This is a genomic window from Flavobacterium odoriferum, assembly GCF_025499515.1.
Lineage (GTDB): Bacteria > Bacteroidota > Bacteroidia > Flavobacteriales > Flavobacteriaceae > Flavobacterium > Flavobacterium odoriferum.
This window is the reverse complement of the sequence record NZ_JAMKFA010000012.1, coordinates 206,244-224,028: the sequence shown is the minus strand read 5'-3', so window position 1 is coordinate 224,028 and position 17,785 is coordinate 206,244. Positions and strand designations below refer to the sequence as shown.

19 protein-coding genes are annotated in these 17,785 nt (G+C 32.8%); 4 read left to right on the top strand and 15 right to left on the bottom strand.

Annotated features, from left to right (window positions below):
* Window positions 1-2 precede the first annotated feature (2 nt).
* The 7 genes from M9Q43_RS10755 to gcvP form a co-directional block, all read right to left on the bottom strand.
* Window positions 3-773 (bottom strand): ABC transporter ATP-binding protein, encoded by a 771-nt coding sequence (locus M9Q43_RS10755; RefSeq protein ID WP_262318907.1) that lies wholly within the window; start codon window positions 771-773, stop codon window positions 3-5.
* Window positions 773-1,519 carry an MlaE family ABC transporter permease gene (locus tag M9Q43_RS10750; RefSeq protein ID WP_262318906.1) on the bottom strand — a complete coding sequence of 249 codons (747 nt, stop codon included), beginning with the start codon at window positions 1,517-1,519 and terminating at the stop codon, window positions 773-775. The genes M9Q43_RS10755 and M9Q43_RS10750 overlap by 1 nt, the downstream gene beginning before the upstream one ends.
* Window positions 1,520-1,575: 56 nt before the next feature.
* Entirely contained in the window at window positions 1,576-2,424 is an 849-nt protein-coding gene (locus M9Q43_RS10745; RefSeq protein ID WP_262318905.1) for a glycosyltransferase, read from the bottom strand.
* A gap of 15 nt (window positions 2,425-2,439) precedes the next feature.
* On the bottom strand, window positions 2,440-2,973 hold the full coding sequence (locus tag M9Q43_RS10740) for a class I SAM-dependent methyltransferase (RefSeq protein WP_262318904.1): 534 nt from the start codon (window positions 2,971-2,973) through the stop codon (window positions 2,440-2,442).
* A gap of 129 nt (window positions 2,974-3,102) precedes the next feature.
* Window positions 3,103-4,161: a 3-oxoacyl-ACP synthase III family protein gene (locus M9Q43_RS10735; protein ID WP_262318903.1), complete on the bottom strand. Its 1,059-nt coding sequence runs from the start codon at window positions 4,159-4,161 to the stop codon at window positions 3,103-3,105.
* A gap of 134 nt (window positions 4,162-4,295) precedes the next feature.
* Window positions 4,296-4,667, bottom strand: a complete 372-nt coding sequence (locus tag M9Q43_RS10730) for a group III truncated hemoglobin (RefSeq protein ID WP_262318902.1) — start codon at window positions 4,665-4,667, stop codon at window positions 4,296-4,298.
* Window positions 4,668-4,794: 127 nt separating this feature from the next.
* Window positions 4,795-7,638: an aminomethyl-transferring glycine dehydrogenase gene (gene gcvP / locus M9Q43_RS10725; protein WP_262318901.1), complete on the bottom strand. Its 2,844-nt coding sequence runs from the start codon at window positions 7,636-7,638 to the stop codon at window positions 4,795-4,797.
* 150 nt (window positions 7,639-7,788) lie between these two features.
* Between gcvP and M9Q43_RS10720 the strand changes: the two genes are divergently transcribed.
* Window positions 7,789-8,628: a UbiA prenyltransferase family protein gene (locus M9Q43_RS10720; protein WP_262318900.1), complete on the top strand. Its 840-nt coding sequence runs from the start codon at window positions 7,789-7,791 to the stop codon at window positions 8,626-8,628.
* Between the two features lie 2 nt (window positions 8,629-8,630).
* Here M9Q43_RS10720 and M9Q43_RS10715 read toward each other — a convergent pair whose 3' ends face one another.
* From M9Q43_RS10715 to M9Q43_RS10700, 4 genes are all read right to left on the bottom strand, one after another.
* Entirely contained in the window at window positions 8,631-9,017 is a 387-nt protein-coding gene (locus M9Q43_RS10715; protein WP_262318899.1) for a hypothetical protein, read from the bottom strand.
* Window positions 9,018-9,028: 11 nt separating this feature from the next.
* Entirely contained in the window at window positions 9,029-9,373 is a 345-nt protein-coding gene (locus M9Q43_RS10710; protein ID WP_262318898.1) for a hypothetical protein, read from the bottom strand.
* Window positions 9,370-10,281 (bottom strand): TIGR01777 family oxidoreductase, encoded by a 912-nt coding sequence (locus M9Q43_RS10705; protein WP_262318897.1) that lies wholly within the window; start codon window positions 10,279-10,281, stop codon window positions 9,370-9,372. The genes M9Q43_RS10710 and M9Q43_RS10705 overlap by 4 nt, the downstream gene beginning before the upstream one ends.
* A 397-nt stretch (window positions 10,282-10,678) precedes the next feature.
* Window positions 10,679-11,182, bottom strand: a complete 504-nt coding sequence (locus M9Q43_RS10700; RefSeq protein WP_008254547.1) for a GbsR/MarR family transcriptional regulator — start codon at window positions 11,180-11,182, stop codon at window positions 10,679-10,681.
* Window positions 11,183-11,255: 73 nt separating this feature from the next.
* Between M9Q43_RS10700 and M9Q43_RS10695 the strand changes: the two genes are divergently transcribed.
* A complete protein-coding gene (locus M9Q43_RS10695) occupies window positions 11,256-11,903 on the top strand; it encodes a hypothetical protein (RefSeq protein ID WP_262318896.1) in 648 nt (215 codons plus the stop codon).
* 51 nt (window positions 11,904-11,954) lie between these two features.
* On the opposite strand, the gene M9Q43_RS10690 is transcribed toward M9Q43_RS10695, so the two are convergent.
* The 4 genes from M9Q43_RS10690 to M9Q43_RS10675 all read right to left on the bottom strand — a co-directional run bounded on the left by M9Q43_RS10690 (window position 11,955) and on the right by M9Q43_RS10675 (window position 16,486).
* Window positions 11,955-13,979, bottom strand: coding sequence for a M3 family metallopeptidase (locus M9Q43_RS10690; protein WP_262318895.1), 2,025 nt, complete (start codon window positions 13,977-13,979; stop codon window positions 11,955-11,957).
* Between the two features lie 159 nt (window positions 13,980-14,138).
* Entirely contained in the window at window positions 14,139-14,621 is a 483-nt protein-coding gene (gene purE, locus M9Q43_RS10685) for a 5-(carboxyamino)imidazole ribonucleotide mutase (protein WP_262318894.1), read from the bottom strand.
* A gap of 79 nt (window positions 14,622-14,700) precedes the next feature.
* Window positions 14,701-15,864: a 5-(carboxyamino)imidazole ribonucleotide synthase gene (locus M9Q43_RS10680; protein ID WP_262318893.1), complete on the bottom strand. Its 1,164-nt coding sequence runs from the start codon at window positions 15,862-15,864 to the stop codon at window positions 14,701-14,703.
* A 73-nt stretch (window positions 15,865-15,937) separates the two neighbouring features.
* On the bottom strand, window positions 15,938-16,486 hold the full coding sequence (locus M9Q43_RS10675) for a hypothetical protein (RefSeq protein ID WP_262318892.1): 549 nt from the start codon (window positions 16,484-16,486) through the stop codon (window positions 15,938-15,940).
* Window positions 16,487-16,582: 96 nt separating this feature from the next.
* Between M9Q43_RS10675 and hpt the strand changes: the two genes are divergently transcribed.
* Window positions 16,583-17,113: a hypoxanthine phosphoribosyltransferase gene (gene hpt / locus M9Q43_RS10670; RefSeq protein WP_262318891.1), complete on the top strand. Its 531-nt coding sequence runs from the start codon at window positions 16,583-16,585 to the stop codon at window positions 17,111-17,113.
* Between the two features lie 30 nt (window positions 17,114-17,143).
* Window positions 17,144-17,716 carry an adenylate kinase gene (locus M9Q43_RS10665; RefSeq protein WP_262318890.1) on the top strand — a complete coding sequence of 191 codons (573 nt, stop codon included), beginning with the start codon at window positions 17,144-17,146 and terminating at the stop codon, window positions 17,714-17,716.
* The last annotated feature ends 69 nt before the right edge of the window (window positions 17,717-17,785 follow it).

Genomic DNA, 17,785 nt, shown 5'->3' with positions numbered 1-17,785 from the left:
GACTATTTTACATCATCTTCCAAGTACATTTTTCGTACACGCTTGAATAATTCTGAAGAATATACAAAATCGGTAACCGCTGCGTTATCGGTTTTGAAAATTTCTTTGTTTGAACCTTCCCATTCTAATAAACCATTTTTTAAGAAGACAATTTTCTCTCCAATTTCCATTACCGAGTTCATGTCGTGCGTATTAATCACAGTGGTAATGTTGTATTCTTGCGTAATTTCTTGAATCAAATTATCAATTACAATGGCTGTTTTTGGGTCTAAACCCGAATTTGGTTCATCACAAAAAAGGTATTTTGGATTATTTACGATGGCACGAGCAATGGCAACACGCTTTTGCATTCCTCCTGAAATCTCAGAAGGACGTTTGTGATGCGCATTTACCAAATGGACTCTGTCAATAACAAAATCAACACGTTCTTTAATTTCTGCAGGCGTTTTATTGGTAAACATTTTCAGCGGAAAACCAATATTTTCTTCCACAGTCATACTATCAAACAAAGCGCTTCCTTGAAAAACCATTCCAATTTCTGTTCGTAAAGCTCTTTTTTCGTCATTTGAAAGTTCAGAGTAAATTCTGCCGTCAAATGAAATAGTTCCGCTATCTGGTGTGTGAATTCCTAATAATGATTTTAAAAAAACTGTTTTACCCGAACCACTTTGTCCAATAATTAAATTGGTCATTCCTGCTTCAAAACGAGTAGAAACGCCTTTTAAAACGGTTTGTTCTCCAAATTGTTTTACGATGTTTTTTACTTCAATCATTAGCTTAAGAGGAGTTGGGTTAATATAAAGTTCATTAAAATAATTACAACTGATGTCCAAACGAAGGAAACTGTACTCGCTTGACCCACTTCAAGTGCGCCACCTTTCATATAATAACCATGAAATGATGGGATAGTTGCCAATAACAAAGCAAAAGTGAATGTTTTTATAAATGCATACGCAATGTGAAATGGAATGAATTCTGTTTGTAAACCTGTAATAAATTCTGGACTGCTGGTAAAACCACCATAAACCGCAGCCATCCAACCGCCAAAAATGCCTAAAAACATACTCAATCCAATTACGAAAGGATATAAAAGTAATGCAATGATTTTCGGAAAAACCAAATAGTTTAAAGAATTAACACCCATAACTTCCAAAGCATCAATTTGTTCGGTAACACGCATGGTTCCAATACTTGATGTAATGAATGAACCCATTTTTCCAGCCATAATGATGGAAATAAACGTAGGTGCAAATTCTAATACAACCGATTGACGGGTTGCAAATCCAATTAAATATTTTGGAATTAAAGGATTTGTCAAGTTTAATGCGGTTTGAATTGCCACAACACCACCAACGAAAAAAGAAATAAATGCCACAATTCCAAGTGAACCAATGATTAAATCATCAACTTCTTTAAGGATTAATTGTTTCATTACCGACCATTTAGTAGGCTTGTTGAAAATTTCTTTCAACATAATAAAGTATTTTCCTATTTGCGATAAGTAGCGAATGAGCATCATTTTATTAAGTGTTCAATTTTGTATTCAGTAAAAATACTATATTTTATTGTAAAAGATTAAAACAATTTCTCTCTCATTTTTTTCCAACGGTAGTTTCTGAAAAATTTGGCTTGTTCAGCAGTTACAAACAAAGGTTTTCCAGATGATTTTGCTTTCCAAAATCCCATTAAATAATCGATGAATAAAAGAGGTTTGCCTTTTCGAATTACCAATTTCAATGATGAAATAGCGGTGATGATAAATCCGTAACCCAAGCTGTAAAAAGCTTCTCCTTGTTTGTATCGAGCTGCTTTGTTGTAGCTTGCGCCAGTTGGTTTTAAGTGTTTTACATGTAGGCTTTCATCGGTTACGACTTTCCAATTGTAGAATTTACATAGTAATTCGTCAACTGTGTCCCAACCCATTGCAGGTTTTAACCCACCAATTTGTTTGTATGTCTCTTTTCGGTAGGCTTTTAATGCTCCGCGTATGTGATCTTTATCGGTTAGATTTTCTAAAACCCAATCTCCATTTTTTTCTACATAGCAAAATCCGCCCACCATTCCAATTTTGTCATCCGATTGAAAATGTTTGATAATCGTTTCAAAATAGTTGTTTGGAAAAATTAAATCGGCATCTACTTTTACAATGATGTCGTAATTGTCATCGATGTTTTTTTCTCCTTCATGAAAAGCCTGAATCACTTTACTTCCAGGTAAATGCATTGCATCGGATTTTTTATTCACTAAAGTAATAAATGGATATTTAGAAGCAAATTCAGAAACAATTTCCGGAGTTTTATCGGTAGAATTATCATTCACAACTACAATTTTTGTTGGTAAAACGGTTTGTTCTACTAACGATTGCAAAGTCAAGCTCATAAAAGCCTCTTCGTTGTAAGCGGGAATGATAATGTAATATTTCATTTGGTTTGTTGCTTTTTACTTATCACTTTTCACTCTTTCGGCATAAACCAAATAATATCTTGGAGTAAACCATCTTAATAAAGGTCTAAAACCAAGTTTTTTAACTGGATGCGTAAACTTCACTCGGTCAACAATTTTAAAACCTGCCTTTTCAAGAAGCCAATCCAATTGCCAATCTTCAAATTCGTGATAATGTCTGTCCCACATGTCGGTTTTACTTCTATAAGCTGGAGAAAACCACAAACGTAATGGAATCGAAATTAAAATTTTATCCGCTTTTACGTTTTGTAAAACCGTGTAAGGATTTAGTAAATGTTCGAAAATTTCAAACGCCGTAAACACATCATAGTTCTCATTTTGAAGCGCCGATTGATCATTGTCAATATCTTCTCCTTTAGTATTGATAACAGTATAACCATTATCAACCATAATTTTTGAAAAAGGGTTTGGAACGCCTAAATCAAAAATGGTTTCAGAAGTTTTTATATGTTTTTTTAGAAAATCTAAAGTGATATTGAATCGTTTACTCGGATATGTTTTTTCGTACATTATAAAGTTTGTTTAGCTTCGCTCAGTTCGGCATTGCCTTGAGTCAAGTTTCAGGTTTCAAGTTGGAAACAGTTGGTAAAATTAGCAATTTAACTTGAAACTTGAAACCTGAAACTTGAAACAAAAAAATTACATTTGATATACAATTGCATTAATATTCATTCCGGCACCTACAGATGCAAAAATAATAACATCACCTTTGTTTAAACTTTGTCCTTCTAATTCTCCGTTTACAATTAAATCATATAAGGTTGGAACCGTTGCAACACTAGAATTTCCTAATTTATGAATACTCATAGGCATAATTCCAGCTGGTGTTTCCATCTTGAATAATTTGTAAAAGCGATTAATGATGGCTTCGTCCATTTTTTCATTTGCCTGATGAATTAAAATTTTCTTTACATCGGTAATGGCAATTCCACTTTTCTCTAAGCAAGAAGCCATTGCTTTTGGAACATTGGATAAAGCAAATTCGTAAATTTTTCTGCCATACATTTTGATGTAGCGAATGTTAGGGTCTTCATTTTTATTGAATGAATTTCCAAAATATAAAAACTTAGCTTCGTCAAAAGAAAAAGTAGCGGATTCATGAGCTAAAATTCCGCCTTCCTCATCTGTAGCTTCAATAATTGTTGCTCCTGCACCATCAGAGTAAATCATGCTATCGCGGTCGTGTTTGTCTACTACTCTTGATAAAGTTTCAGAACCAATAACCAAACATTTTTTAGCCATTCCTGCTTTAATATAGGCTTGTGCTTGAATAACAGCTTCTATCCAACCTGGGCAACCAAAAAGAATATCATAAGCGACACATTTTGGATTTTTAATTTGTAGTAAATATTTAACTCGCGTGGCTAAACTAGGAACGGTGTCAGACTGAATTGTGTTCGCTTTAATATCTCCATAATTGTGAGCAAGTATTATGTAGTCGATAGTTTCAGGGTCAACACCTGATTTTTCAATTGCTTTTTTTGCAGCCATGAAAGCCATGTCAGAATTAACCATATTGTCATCTGCATAACGTCTTTCTAGAATTCCGGTAATTTCAACAAATTTTTCTGCAATAATATCATTCGTCATATTAAAAGCAGTGCCGTCTTCATTCAAAAAATCATGTTGAGCAAAATCAGAATTCGTAACTTTTTTAGTTGGAATATAGCTTCCTGAACCTGTTATTTTAATATTCATAATAGTTATTGTTAATGTAACGAAATTATCAATTATTTTTTAACATAAAATAAAAACGTGTGTTTTTTTGCGCTAATTATCGAATTGTCAATTTAAGCTCAAAATAATATGAAATTGACTTTTTTTAGGGGTATTTACGAAAATTTTATCTGCATGATTGTCGCCATGCTTAACGCTTGTGTTTTCATTTGTTCGGCATATTTGCCTTCAAAATGTTCATCAATCGTTGAATTAAAATGATGCAACCAAGTATCAAAATGTTCTTTTGTAAATGCATGTTTTTCATGAACCTCTTTATGAATGGAAAACATATTGTTGTAATAACCACCTTTTAAAAACAACGATTGTTCCCAAAAAGTTGCCAAAATCTCAAAATGCGCTTCCAAATGTTGGTCTACCGATGTAACTTTGGTGAAGAAAAAATTGATTGATTCATCAACTAATAGCTTGTCATAGAACTTTCGCATGATGAATAGAATGTCTTCTCGAGTTTCAATGTCTTTCATTTCCAAATTTTATAATCGTACAAATTTACAACAATACTTCTTGAAGCAAGTAACTTTTGTCATGTTTAAAAAAAATCCCAAAAACCTGAATTGGAATTTGGGATTTTAAATGTTCGAAATTTACTTTTTACATATATGCTTCAATTGGAGCACATGAACAAACTAAATTTCTATCTCCATACGCTTCATCAACACGACGAACCGTTGGCCAGAATTTATTCTCAGCAATATAATCTAAAGCAAACGCCGCTTGTTCTCTTGTGTAAGGAAAAACCCATTCGTTAGCCGTAACCATTGCTAAAGTATGAGGTGCATTTCTTAAAATATTATTCGCATCATCTTTTGAAGAAGCCTCAATTTCTTTACGAATTGAAATCATGGCATCACAAAAACGATCTAATTCCGCTAAATCTTCAGATTCTGTAGGTTCAATCATTAAAGTTCCAGCTACTGGGAAAGAAACCGTTGGCGCGTGGAAACCATAATCCATTAAACGTTTTGCAATATCGGTTACTTTGATTCCTTTTTCTTCGAAAGCTCTACAATCTAAAATCATTTCGTGAGCCGCTCTTCCCATTTCTCCAGAATATAAAACTGGATAATGTTCGTCTAAACGTGCTTTCATGTAATTTGCATTTAAGATAGCATATTTAGTAGCATTGGTTAAGCCTTCAGCACCTAACATGGTAATGTAGCCGTAAGAAATTAAACAAACTAAAGCCGAACCATAAGGTGCAGACGAAATAGCAGTAATTGCTTGACTTCCTCCTGTTGGAATAACTGGATTCGTTGGTAAGAATGGAACTAATTTTTCGTTCACACAAATTGGTCCAACACCTGGTCCACCACCACCGTGAGGAATAGCGAAGGTTTTGTGTAGGTTTAAGTGACAAACATCAGCGCCAATAGTTGCAGGATTTGTTAATCCAACTTGTGCATTCATGTTTGCACCATCCATATAAACTAATCCACCATTATCGTGAATAATTTTAGTAATTTCTATAATAGCGCTTTCAAAAACACCATGTGTTGATGGATAGGTTACCATCAAAGCTGATAAGTTGTCTTTGTGTAAGATTGCTTTTGCTCTCAAATCTTCTACATCGATATTTCCATTCTCCATAGTTTTGGTTACGATGATTTCCATTCCTGCCATAGCAGCAGAAGCTGGATTCGTTCCGTGAGCAGAAGCTGGAATCAAACACACATTTCTGTGGTTGTCGCCTCTTGATAAATGGTAAGCACGAATAGCCATTAAACCTGCGTATTCACCTTGAGCACCCGAATTTGGTTGTAACGTTGTTCCTTGGAAACCAGTTACTACATTCAATTGTTGCTCTAATTTTTTCAACATGATTTGGTAACCTTCTGCTTGTTCAACAGGAGCAAAAGGGTGAATGCTGTTCCAATTTGCCATTGATAAAGGCAACATTTCTGCAGCAGCATTTAATTTCATCGTACAAGAACCTAACGAAATCATTGAGTGATTCAACGATAAATCTTTACGTTCTAATTTTTTGATATAACGCATCAATTGCGATTCTGAATGATGGTTGTTGAACACTTCGTGTTGTAAGAAAGTTGATGTTCTTTCTAATCCATCTGCAATTCTACCTGAAGGTAAAAGAATTTTTACAGGAACATACTCTTTTCCAGTCGCTTCAGCGAAAATCGCAATGATTTGATTAATGTCCGCAATTGAAGTTGTTTCGTTGAATGAAATCGAAATCGATTCAGCATCAGGATAGAAGAAATTTACTTCGTTTTTCTCAGCTATAGTTTTTACTTTAGCAGCATCAGCTTTTACTAAAATTGTATCGAAGAAAGCAGTATTCGTTTGGTAAACACCTAATTTATTTAAAGCGTCCGCAGTGGTAACCGCAGAAGCGTGTACTTTGTTAGCAATATATTGTAAACCTTTTGGTCCGTGATAAACCGCATACATTCCGGCCATAACAGCTAATAAAACTTGTGCTGTACAAATGTTTGAAGTTGCTTTTTCACGTTTGATATGTTGTTCACGAGTACCTAAAGCCATACGTAATGCGCGGTTTCCGTTTACATCGATAGAAACACCAATGATTCTTCCTGGCATTGAACGTTTGTATTCTTCTTTCGTTGCGAAATATCCAGCGTGTGGTCCACCGTAACCCATTGGAATACCAAAACGTTGAGTAGTTCCTACAACAACTGCAGCTCCCATTTCACCTGGAGAAGTTAATTTAGCTAATGATAAAATATCAGCAGCAACTGCTACTTTGATTTCGTTTTCTGCTGCTTTTGCGATGAATCCTGCATAGTCATAAACTTGACCATATTTTCCTGGATATTGTAAAATCGCACCAAAAAATTCTGTTGAAAAATCGAAAGTTTCATGATTTCCAACTACTAATTCAATGTTTAGTGGAGTTGAACGTGTTTGTAAAACTGATAAGGTTTGTGGTAAAATTTCTTCCGAAACGAAGAATTTCTTCACATTATTTTTCTTTTGGTCGCGAGTTCTTACATCAAACAATAACGCCATTGCTTCTGCAGCAGCTGTTCCTTCGTCTAGTAAAGATGCATTTGCGATTTCCATTCCTGTTAATTCGATAACCGTAGTTTGGAAATTTAAAATTGCTTCTAAACGACCTTGAGCAATTTCTGCTTGATAAGGTGTGTAAGCCGTGTACCATCCTGGGTTTTCAAAAATATTTCTTTGAATAACCGCCGGAACGATTGCTGGGTGATATCCTAAACCAATGTATGATTTGAATACTTTATTTTTCTTTCCTAATTCTTGAATGTGAGTTAAATACTCATACTCAGTCATGGGAGCATCTAAATTTAAGTCGTTTTTTAAACGAATATCATCTGGAATTGTTTCGAAAATTAATTGGTCTAAAGATTCTACACCAACCGTTTTAAACATGTGATTTAAGTCACTTTCACGTGGCCCTAAATGTCTCAAAGCGAATGCATCTGTTCTCATTTATTAAAAATGTGTATGTATGTTATTATGTGTTGTTTTGGACAACAAAAGTAATTATTAATCTTGTAATAATTTGTTTTTAAAATGTGAAATTTTGTGATTTTATCAACTAAAATCGAGTCTTATTAACAGATTGATTATTTTTGTTGAATGGTGGTTTTAAAGAAAATTCTCGATTTTTACATCAATAGTAGTTTGCATGTCGCATTATCAGCTTTTGCTTTAGTGTCTATGACGCACTATTTCTTCGGTGTTGAAAGTGATTCATCGGTAGCTTTCTTTGCTTTTTTTGGAACAGTAGTTGGCTATAATTTTGTGAAGTATGATGCTATAGCAAGGTTAAACAAAACCGAAATCAAAAAAGAACTCAAAGCCATCGTTTTTTTGAGTTTTATTTCGTTGTTGGCTTGTTTTTATTTTTTCTTGCAATTGAGTTGGGAATCAAAACTAAGTGCTGTTGCTTTTTTTGGACTAACACTTTTATACACATTACCTTTTTTCCCAAACAAACTAAACGCTCGAAATTGGAAAGGCGTAAAAATCTACATCGTTGGAATTACTTGGGTTGGAGTAACTGTGATTTTGCCTTTGGTAGAAGCTGAAATTCCGTTTTCAATAGATGTTTTTTTAATGGCTTTTCAACGATTTTTATTAGTGTTTTCGATTGTTTTGGTTTTTGATATTGTGGATGTAAAACTCGATGATATTCACTTACAAACTGTTCCGCAGAAAATAGGAGTAAAGATGACGAAAAGGCTTGGTTATTTATTATTACTTTTATTATTGCTTTTAGAATTTTTCTATACTAATAATCATCATTTTTTACCGTTCTTTTTCAAACTTTTGGTCTGTGGAACTATTGCTGTTTTTCTCTTTTTTGCCAATGAGAACCGTTCGAGATATTACGCTTCATTTTGGTTAGAAAGTGTGCCGATTTTGTGGTGGTTGGTGTTAATCCTGACAGTTTTCAAAAACCTGTCAGGATTGTGAATTTATCCATTAATCACAATTCGTTGTTCTACTTGTGCTTGACTTGCTTTTCGTTTTCCTCTAAAGAAGAAATATAAGTTTAAGAACAACATTAATCCCAAATAAATTGAAAATCCGCCAATTTTGTAACTCAGTTTTTCAATTAAAACTTGATAACTATTGTCATACATATTCATTTCTAATATCATAAGCGCAAAACCAAAATTCAGTAAATAAAATCCGGTTTCGAATAGTTTGTTGGTGGCGTTGGCAATTTCTTCTCGACCTTTAAAAATATCCAACATATAAATTTTACTGTTTTTAAAAAGCGTTTTTGAAACATAGTAGGTTAAAAATAAAGCAATGGGAAGATAAATTGCATAACCGATTAAAATTTTTGTAGTTTCCATAATACGAGTGTTTAAATTAATTTTTTGATGTAATTCGTTAATAAAATGATGTTGATGTAATGCATCACGGCAATCGCAATAATAATGAAAGCCGATTTTGAGGTAATCACTTCGATGAGTTGTGTGATACTTTCAATTTGTTCCCAAGAAATTATTGTCATCGCACAATAGCCAATGTTTAGTAGATAATATCCCACCAAAAGCACTTGATTTATTTTATGACACAAGTCTTCATGATTTGGAATTAATTGCGAAATGAAGATGTTTCCGTTGTTGTAGCATATTCTTCCAACTTTTACAATGATAATGCCTGTGATGCTAAAATAAATTAGGTAGGCGATGATGTTGAGGTTCATGATAATAAGTTTTTAAACGTTTTATCTAAATCACCAAATTCAAACTCAAAGCCGTTTTCTGTTAATCGTTTTGGGATGACATTTCTACTTTTTAAAACCAATTCAGTTTCAGTTTTGATGATTTTTGCCCCAAATTCAAGTAGTGATTTTGAGATAGGTAATCCAAACGGAATTCCAATTGCTTTTTGAAGTTTTTTCATAAATTCATAATTTCGAATCGGTTTTGGAGAAACAACATTGATGCTTCCAGAAAGTTTTTTTTCGATTATAAATTCGATAGCTCTTGCAAAATCTTTTTCATGAATCCAACTAACAAATTGACTTCCATTTCCGTTTTTTCCACCTAAACCAAATTGTGTTAGTTTTTTTAAAGGAATAAAAGCTCCTCCATTTTTACCTAATACAATTGAAGTCCTTATTGCAGTTTTCAATGTTTTTGGTGTTTCAACTTCGTAAAATGTTTTTTCCCAAGTTTTGGCAACGTTCATAGAAAAATCATTGCCAATTTCTCCTGTATATTCATCCATTTCTGTATCTTCTGAATGACGATAAATAGTTGCAGTTGATGAGTTGATAAAATGTTTTGGTGGATTTTCACATTGTAAAATGGCATCGTTTAAAATTTTGGTACTATCAATTCTGGAAGCTAAAATTTCGGCTTTATTTTTTTTGTTATATCTACAATCAACTGATTTTCCAGCTAAGTTTATAACTACATCTGCGTTTTCCACTTCTTTTTCCCAACCTGAAAATGATTTAGCATCCCAATTTACATATTTGATTTTGCTCTTAATTTCAGATTTTCCTCGAGTTAAGATTACAATTTCTTCAAATTTATTATTGAAATGTTGGATTAAAACGTTTCCTAAGAACCCGGTTCCTGCTGCGATGATTAGTTTATTTTTCATTTTGTTTTGCTATTTTATTTAATGTGATTGTAAAATATATTGCAATTGTCATTGGTATGATCATTATAGTTGTAATCAATATTGTGTAATTGTCTAAAATACTTTTCTCTTCTAAAAACAGGTAAGTGGAAAAGGAAAAATATAAGAAGACATAAATCCAATAATTTATAATTTGATATTTGAGTTTTTTCTCAAGTCTTTTAAAGTTGAATAAAATATATAGAGCAATACACAGTTGAGTGAACCCAAGTAAAATCTGCACATATAAACCAAATAGAATTGTAAAGTCTAATATTATTGTTATTATTAATAGAGCTTTATTGATTTTATTAATTATTCTCATATTATCTATTATTTTAAACTTTCAGAAATAATTGAAAGTTTTGATTAAATTTTTTTATTTCATGATTTTAACAACCAATTTAGCTAACCAATTGTCTTTGTATTCTGTAATTTTATCCAAAACGTTATCGGCTTTTAAAACGAAGTCGTACAATTTGGTGGTTTGATCTACGAAATGTTTTTCGGCTTCTGTGTTGTCTGATTGAATAGAAGAAACTTCTTTTAAAACTTTCAAGGCTGGTTTGATTTCACGTTTGCTTCGTTCTCTTGAAATTTTTACGGCTAATTCGTCTAAATCTTTTTCGGCTGTAAAAAATTCACGTCTTTCGCCCGCTTTGTATTCTTTGTACACAATTCCCCAATCCATTAATGCTCTTAAATTCATAGAAGCATTACCGCGTGAAATTTGTAATTCTTCCATAATGTCTTCCATAGAAACAGGTTCGTGCGAAACCATCAACAACGCATGAATCTGTGCCATGGTTTTGTTAATGCCCCATTGTGAACCTAAAGCTCCCCAGGTTTGTACGAATTTATTTTTTGCTTCTTTGAATTCCATGAGACAAATGTACAACAAAGTTTTTAAAGTTTCAAAAAAAAATGAAAGTTTATTTTTTTAAATAATTGTACATTTGAAAAAAATAATTATGAGTGATGTTTTAAATCAAAAATTTCAAAATATTTTGTCAACTCAGTATACGATATTGACTGTTATTGAAAAAAGATTTTCAGTTTTGAAGTTTATATATGATGAATATCAAAACGATAATAAAGGAACATTTAATAGTTTTATAATTGAAACAATGCATGTTTATAGGAAATCCATAATTATTGATTTATGTAAACTATACATTACTCCAAATTTAAATCCGAAAGCAAAGGATATTTATAAAGGGAATTCTCAAAATAATAATTTCTATTTTACAATTTATACATATAAAAATGAGTTAGATGTTTTTTTTTATGTAATCGACGATATTCTTTCATCATTGGTTAATGAGGTTAAATTAATAAGTCAAGAAAGGGATAAAGAGTTAGCTCATAAAGACTCATCAACAGGTACTAGTGTTAGAATGTATTTGAAGAATATTGCGGAAATTGAAATATTGGTTTATAAAGCTAGAGAAATTGTTGAAATTTTGTATAAATCTAAAGGTGCAGGGATTGATAAAATTGATTTTCAAAATAATTCTTTAAAAAAAATTATTAATTTCTTAAAAGTTGACAAAGAAACCGAATATGAAAGTTTGATAAGTAAATTTAAGAATAAAGATAATTAAAAAACCGAAGCATTTGTGCTTCGGTTTCTAAATATCTAAAATTCTGACAATCTAAATCAACCCAGCCCTTTTCAACAACGCCTCTACTTTCGGTTCCTGACCTCTGAATTTTTTATACAATTCCATTGGTAATTCGGTACCTCCTTTTGAAAGTACGTTTTCTTTGAATTTGGTTGCGACTTCTGTATTGAAAATACCTTTTTCTTGGAAATACGCAAACGCATCAGCATCTAAAACTTCCGCCCATTTGTAACTGTAATATCCCGAAGAATATCCGCCTTGAAAAATATGCGAAAACGAAGTACTCATACAATTTTCTGCTACGTCTGGATATAAACTTGTGCCTTCCATAGCTTGTTTTTCAAAAGCTTTTACATCGTCAATAGTTTGCGATTTTCCATGATACGTCATGTCTAAAATCCCGAAACTTAATTGACGTAATGTCGCCATTCCTTCTAAGAAACTCGCACTTTCTTTGATTTTTTCAACGTATTGTTGCGGAATAATTTCACCTGTTTCGTAATGTTTGGCGAATAATGCCAACGCTTCGGGTTCGTAACACCAGTTTTCCATCACTTGACTTGGTAATTCCACAAAATCCCAGTAAACAGAAGTCCCTGATAAACTTGGATAAGTCGTATTAGCTAACATGCCGTGTAATGCGTGCCCAAATTCGTGAAACAATGTCGTTACTTCGTTAAAAGTTAATAACGATGGTTTCGTTTCGGTTGGTGGTGTGAAATTACAAACGATAGAAACATGTGGTCTTTCGTTGATTCCGTCCTTAATATATTGTGGTTTGTAGGATGTCATCCAAGCGCCGTTTCGTTTTCCTTTTCTCGGAAAGAAATCGGAATAGAAAACAGCTACTAATTGTCCATCGAAATCTAAAACTTCAAAAGTTTGAACGTCTTCGTGGTATTTATCAATATCAAAAACTTCTTTGAACGTGATTCCGAATAACTTTTCAGCGATAGTGAAAGCGCCGTTCAATACATTTTCCAATTTGAAATAGGGTTTCAACAACTCATCATCTAAACTGAATAATTTTTGTTTCAATTTTTCTGAATAATATGCGCCATCCCATTTTTCTAATTGGTCAATTCCGTCAAGTTCTTTAGCGAAAGCTGTTAATTCAGCAAATTCTTTTTGAGCTGCGGGTTTTGCTTTTTCCAACAAATCATTCAAAAACGATTGTACTTTTTCTGGATTTTGCGCCATTCGTTCTTCCAAAACAAAATGCGAATGCGATTGATAACCCAATAAATTAGCACGTTTATGACGTAATTCGACAATTCGTTTTACATTTTCTTTGTTATCTAATTCATCATCCTGAAACGATTTTTTTCCAGCAGCGATGGCGATTTCTTTTCGCAATTCACGATTTTCAACATACGTTACAAAAGGCAAATAGCTTGGGAAATCTAAAGTAAAAACCCAACCTTCCAAATTTTTCGATTTTGCCAAACTTGCCGCCATTTCTTTAGCGCCATCAGGCAAACCTTTTAAATCGGCTTCGTTGGTAATATGTAATTGATAATTATTGGTTTCTGCTAAAACATTTTCTCCGAAAGTTAGTTTTAGTTTGGCTAATTCGGTATCAATTTCGCGTAGTTTTAATTTATCTTCTTCATTAAGTAATGCACCATTTCTAGAAAAACCTTTGAATTTTTTATCCAATAAAGTCGCTTGTTCGGTAGTTAATGTCAAAGTATCTTTTTGATCATAAACAGCTTTTACGCGTTTGAATAAGTCTTCATTCAAAGCAATATCATTACTAAAAGCCGTAAGTAAAGGAGAAACTTCTTGTGCAATTTTTTGCATTTCATCACAAGTTTCGGCCGAATTCAGATTGAAGAAAATATTAGATAATCTATCTAATTGCTCACCCGAATAATCCAAAGCTTCAATTGTATTTGAAAAAGTAGGTGCTTCTGTGTTTTTTACGATGTTATCGATTTCAGCACGAGCAAGTTCAATAGTTTTTTCAAAAGCTTCCTTATAGTCTGAAAGATTAATCTTACTAAAAGGTGCTGTATTGTACTTTGTTGTAAATTTTTTTAAAAAAAGTGTCATAAAAATTTGTTTTTATCGATAAAGTGTATAATTTTGTCGATGAAATGATGTAGAAACATCCTTTTTGCCCCAAACAGAGAGAGAGTAGAATTTTTTTATAGTTGTCACTTAATTGTGAGTAGAAATCCCGAATTAGCAATAACTCGGGATTTTCTATTTTTATTTCAATCCTTCAGAAGCTTTTAAAACGGCTTGTTTCAATCCTTCTTTGTAAGCGATCATTTTATCTAAAACGGATTTATCAGAACTTCCGATAATTTGTGCAGCTAAGATTCCCGCATTTTTTGCTCCATTTAATGCAACAGTTGCTACAGGAACTCCACCTGGCATTTGCAAAATCGATAAAACCGAATCCCATCCATCAATAGAATTGCTTGATTTTACAGGAACTCCAATTACAGGAAGTGGCGACATAGAAGCAACCATTCCAGGTAAATGAGCCGCGCCACCAGCACCAGCAATAATTACTGAAATACCTCTTTCGTGTGCGTTTTTACTGAAATCAAATAATTTTTCAGGTGTTCTGTGTGCTGAAACAATATCTACTTCGGTTTGAATATCAAATCCTTTTAATATGTCGATGGCTTCTTGCATTACTGGCATATCCGAAATGCTTCCCATTATGATGGCTACTTTGCTCATAAATTTTATTTAAAGATTGAAAAATTTAAAGATTGAAAATTCGTTTTGACAAAAATCTTTCAATCATTAAATCTTTTAATTATTCAATTGTTGTACTAATCACTCTAATACTATTTTTTACTTCTTCCGCAATTCTTCTAGCTTCTGTCATATCTTCATTTACAATCGTAACGTGACCCATTTTTCGGAAAGGTCGTGTTTCTCTTTTTCCGTAAATGTGTGGCGTTACTCCGTCGATTGCCATGATTTTTTCTATGTTTTCGTAAACTACTTGTCCAGAATAACCTTCTTCACCAACCAAATTTACCATAATTCCGGCAACTTTGCTGTCGGTATTTCCTAAAGGGAAGTTTAAAATCGCACGTAAATGGTTTTCAAATTGAGAAGTATAACTCGCTTCAATCGAATAATGTCCAGAGTTATGTGGGCGAGGAGCGACTTCGTTTACCAAAATTTCATCATCTGCTGTTTGGAACATTTCAACTGCCAACAAACCAACATGATTGAAAGCTTCCGAAACTTTTAAGGCAACTTCAGTAGCTTTTTGCGCTACTTTTTCATCAATCCGCGCCGGGCAAATTACGTATTCTACTTGATTGGCTTCGGGATGAAATTCCATTTCTACTACAGGATAGGTTTTCACTTCACCAGAAACCGAACGCGCTACAATTACTGCTAATTCGTTTTTAAACGGAACCATTTCTTCAGCAATGCATTCTACATCAGGTAATTTTACCAAGTCTAATGCAGAACGACAAATTTTAACGCCATTTCCGTCGTAACCAAATTGCGCACATTTCCATACAAAAGGAAATTCTAATTCGTCTTTCGCTAAAGCGTTTCTCAAATCGTTTAAGTCAACAAATCGTTGATGTGGTGATGTTGGAATATCGTTTGAAACGTAATAATCTTTTTGTTTTCCTTTGTTTTGAATCAAACGTAAGGTTTTTGGCGAAGGGTAAATGGGTAATCCTTCTTCTTCCAATTTATCTAAAGCGTCTAAATTTACATTCTCAATTTCGATGGTTAACAAATCGACCATTTTACCAAATTGGTAAACCGTATCAAAATCCATTAAACTGCCTTTGTAAAATCCGTTGCAACTGTATCGTGCTGGAGCTTCTTCGCTTGGTTCTAAAACTAAAGTTTGGATATCGAATTTTCGAGTTTCGGTCAAAAGCATTTTTCCTAATTGACCTCCTCCTAAAATTCCTAATTTAAAATCAGAAGAAAAATAATTCATTTTGTAGTGTTGTTGTTTGTGTCGCAAAGATACTCAGACAATTGATAATTAACAATTGATAATTAACAATTTGTTACTTGTTGAGTTTTTTCAAAAGATTTCGAGTTGCCGCTTGGTAAGCTGCGGAATGATTGGAATAATCTTGCTCGATGATGGTTTTTAATTCTTCGTGAACCCAATCGTATTTCTTTCCCAAGACAAAAAGGGCTTTCATAGCATACACTTTTGCTGCTACTTTTTCGTCTTGAATCAATCGGTCAATTAAGGCTTCTATTAAATTGTGTTCTTGTTGTTGTGTGAGAGAAATTCCGTTTTTTCTGTGATTGCTTTTCACTAAAAAGAAAGCGATTTTAGTCACTGGTCGTAATGCAGAATCATCGTTTATTTTTGGAAGAACGCTACAAAAATCTTCAATATAAGGAACAAATTGTTTCAGTTTCTTTTCGCAAACCAAATCCAAACTCCAAAATGCTTTTACATGTAATTCATCTTTTGTATCAAAAGCAAGTTGTATCATTTCTTTTAGATGATTTTCATCTTTCATAGCAAAATTACTAACCATTTTCCGGCTGGCAACATGGCAAGTGCTTTCTTCGATTTTCTGATACATTTGACTTTTCATTCGGTAAATATATCAAATTTGCAAAAAAGTTGAAATACTTTGTAGCTATTCATTTGACTTTCTTAAATTTGTTGTTTATTTCTAAATCTAACCAAAGTGATACAACTACACGATAAGAAATTTGAAGTTTTTATTTCGGGAGAGGAAATTAACTTCGCCATTGAAAACATGGCAAAACAAATTGAAGACGATTTTTGCGATGACGTCCCTGTTTTTATTGGAGTTTTGAATGGCGCTTTCATGGTCGTGGCCGATTTATTGAAAAAATACAGTCACAATTGCGAAGTTTCATTTGTAAAAATGACATCATACGAAGGAACACAAACCACAAACGAAGTAAAAGAACTAATTGGTTTGAACCAAAGTTTAGAAGGTCGTTCTGTAATTATCGTGGAAGATATTGTAGATACTGGAAATACGATTGAGGAATTAAAAGCTATTATGAAACAACACAATGTGAAACATTTCAAAATTGCTACTTTATTCTTAAAACCAGAAGCCTATACAAAAGACATTAAACTAGATTATGTAGGCATTCGAATTCCAAATAAATTTATAGTAGGATATGGTTTAGACTACGATGGTTTAGGAAGAAATTTAAAAGACATTTATCAATTATCAGAATAACTAACTATTACAACTTAACATAACAAAACAATGATCAATATCGTATTATTTGGTAAACCAGGAGCAGGAAAAGGAACACAAGCCGATTTTTTAAAGCACAAATACAATTTAGTTCATTTATCTACAGGAGATATTTTTAGATTCAACATTAAAAATGATACTGAATTAGGAAGATTAGCTAAAACTTTTATGGATAAAGGCGATTTGGTTCCGGATGAAGTAACTATTAAAATGTTGCAAAGTGAAGTAGATAAAAATCCACAAGCGGCAGGATTTTTATTTGATGGTTTTCCAAGAACAATTGCTCAAGCTGAAGCTTTAGATAAGTTTTTAGAAGGTAAAAATCAAGAAATTACAGCTACAGTAGCTTTGGAAGCGAATGATGAAATCTTAGTGCAACGTTTGTTAGAAAGAGGAAAAACTTCAGGTAGACCAGACGATCAAGACGAAGAAAAAATCAGAAATCGTTACCAAGAATACAATGAAAAAACTGCGCCATTAATGGATTATTACAAAGCGCAAAACAAGTTTTATGCAGTTGATGGTATTGGATCTATTCAAGAAGTTACTGAAAGATTAAGCTTGGTTTTAGATCAATTGTAGATTAAAAATCAATACACTAAGATAAATTTCGAGCATTCAATTTTTTTTTAGATATTTGCACACAGAAAA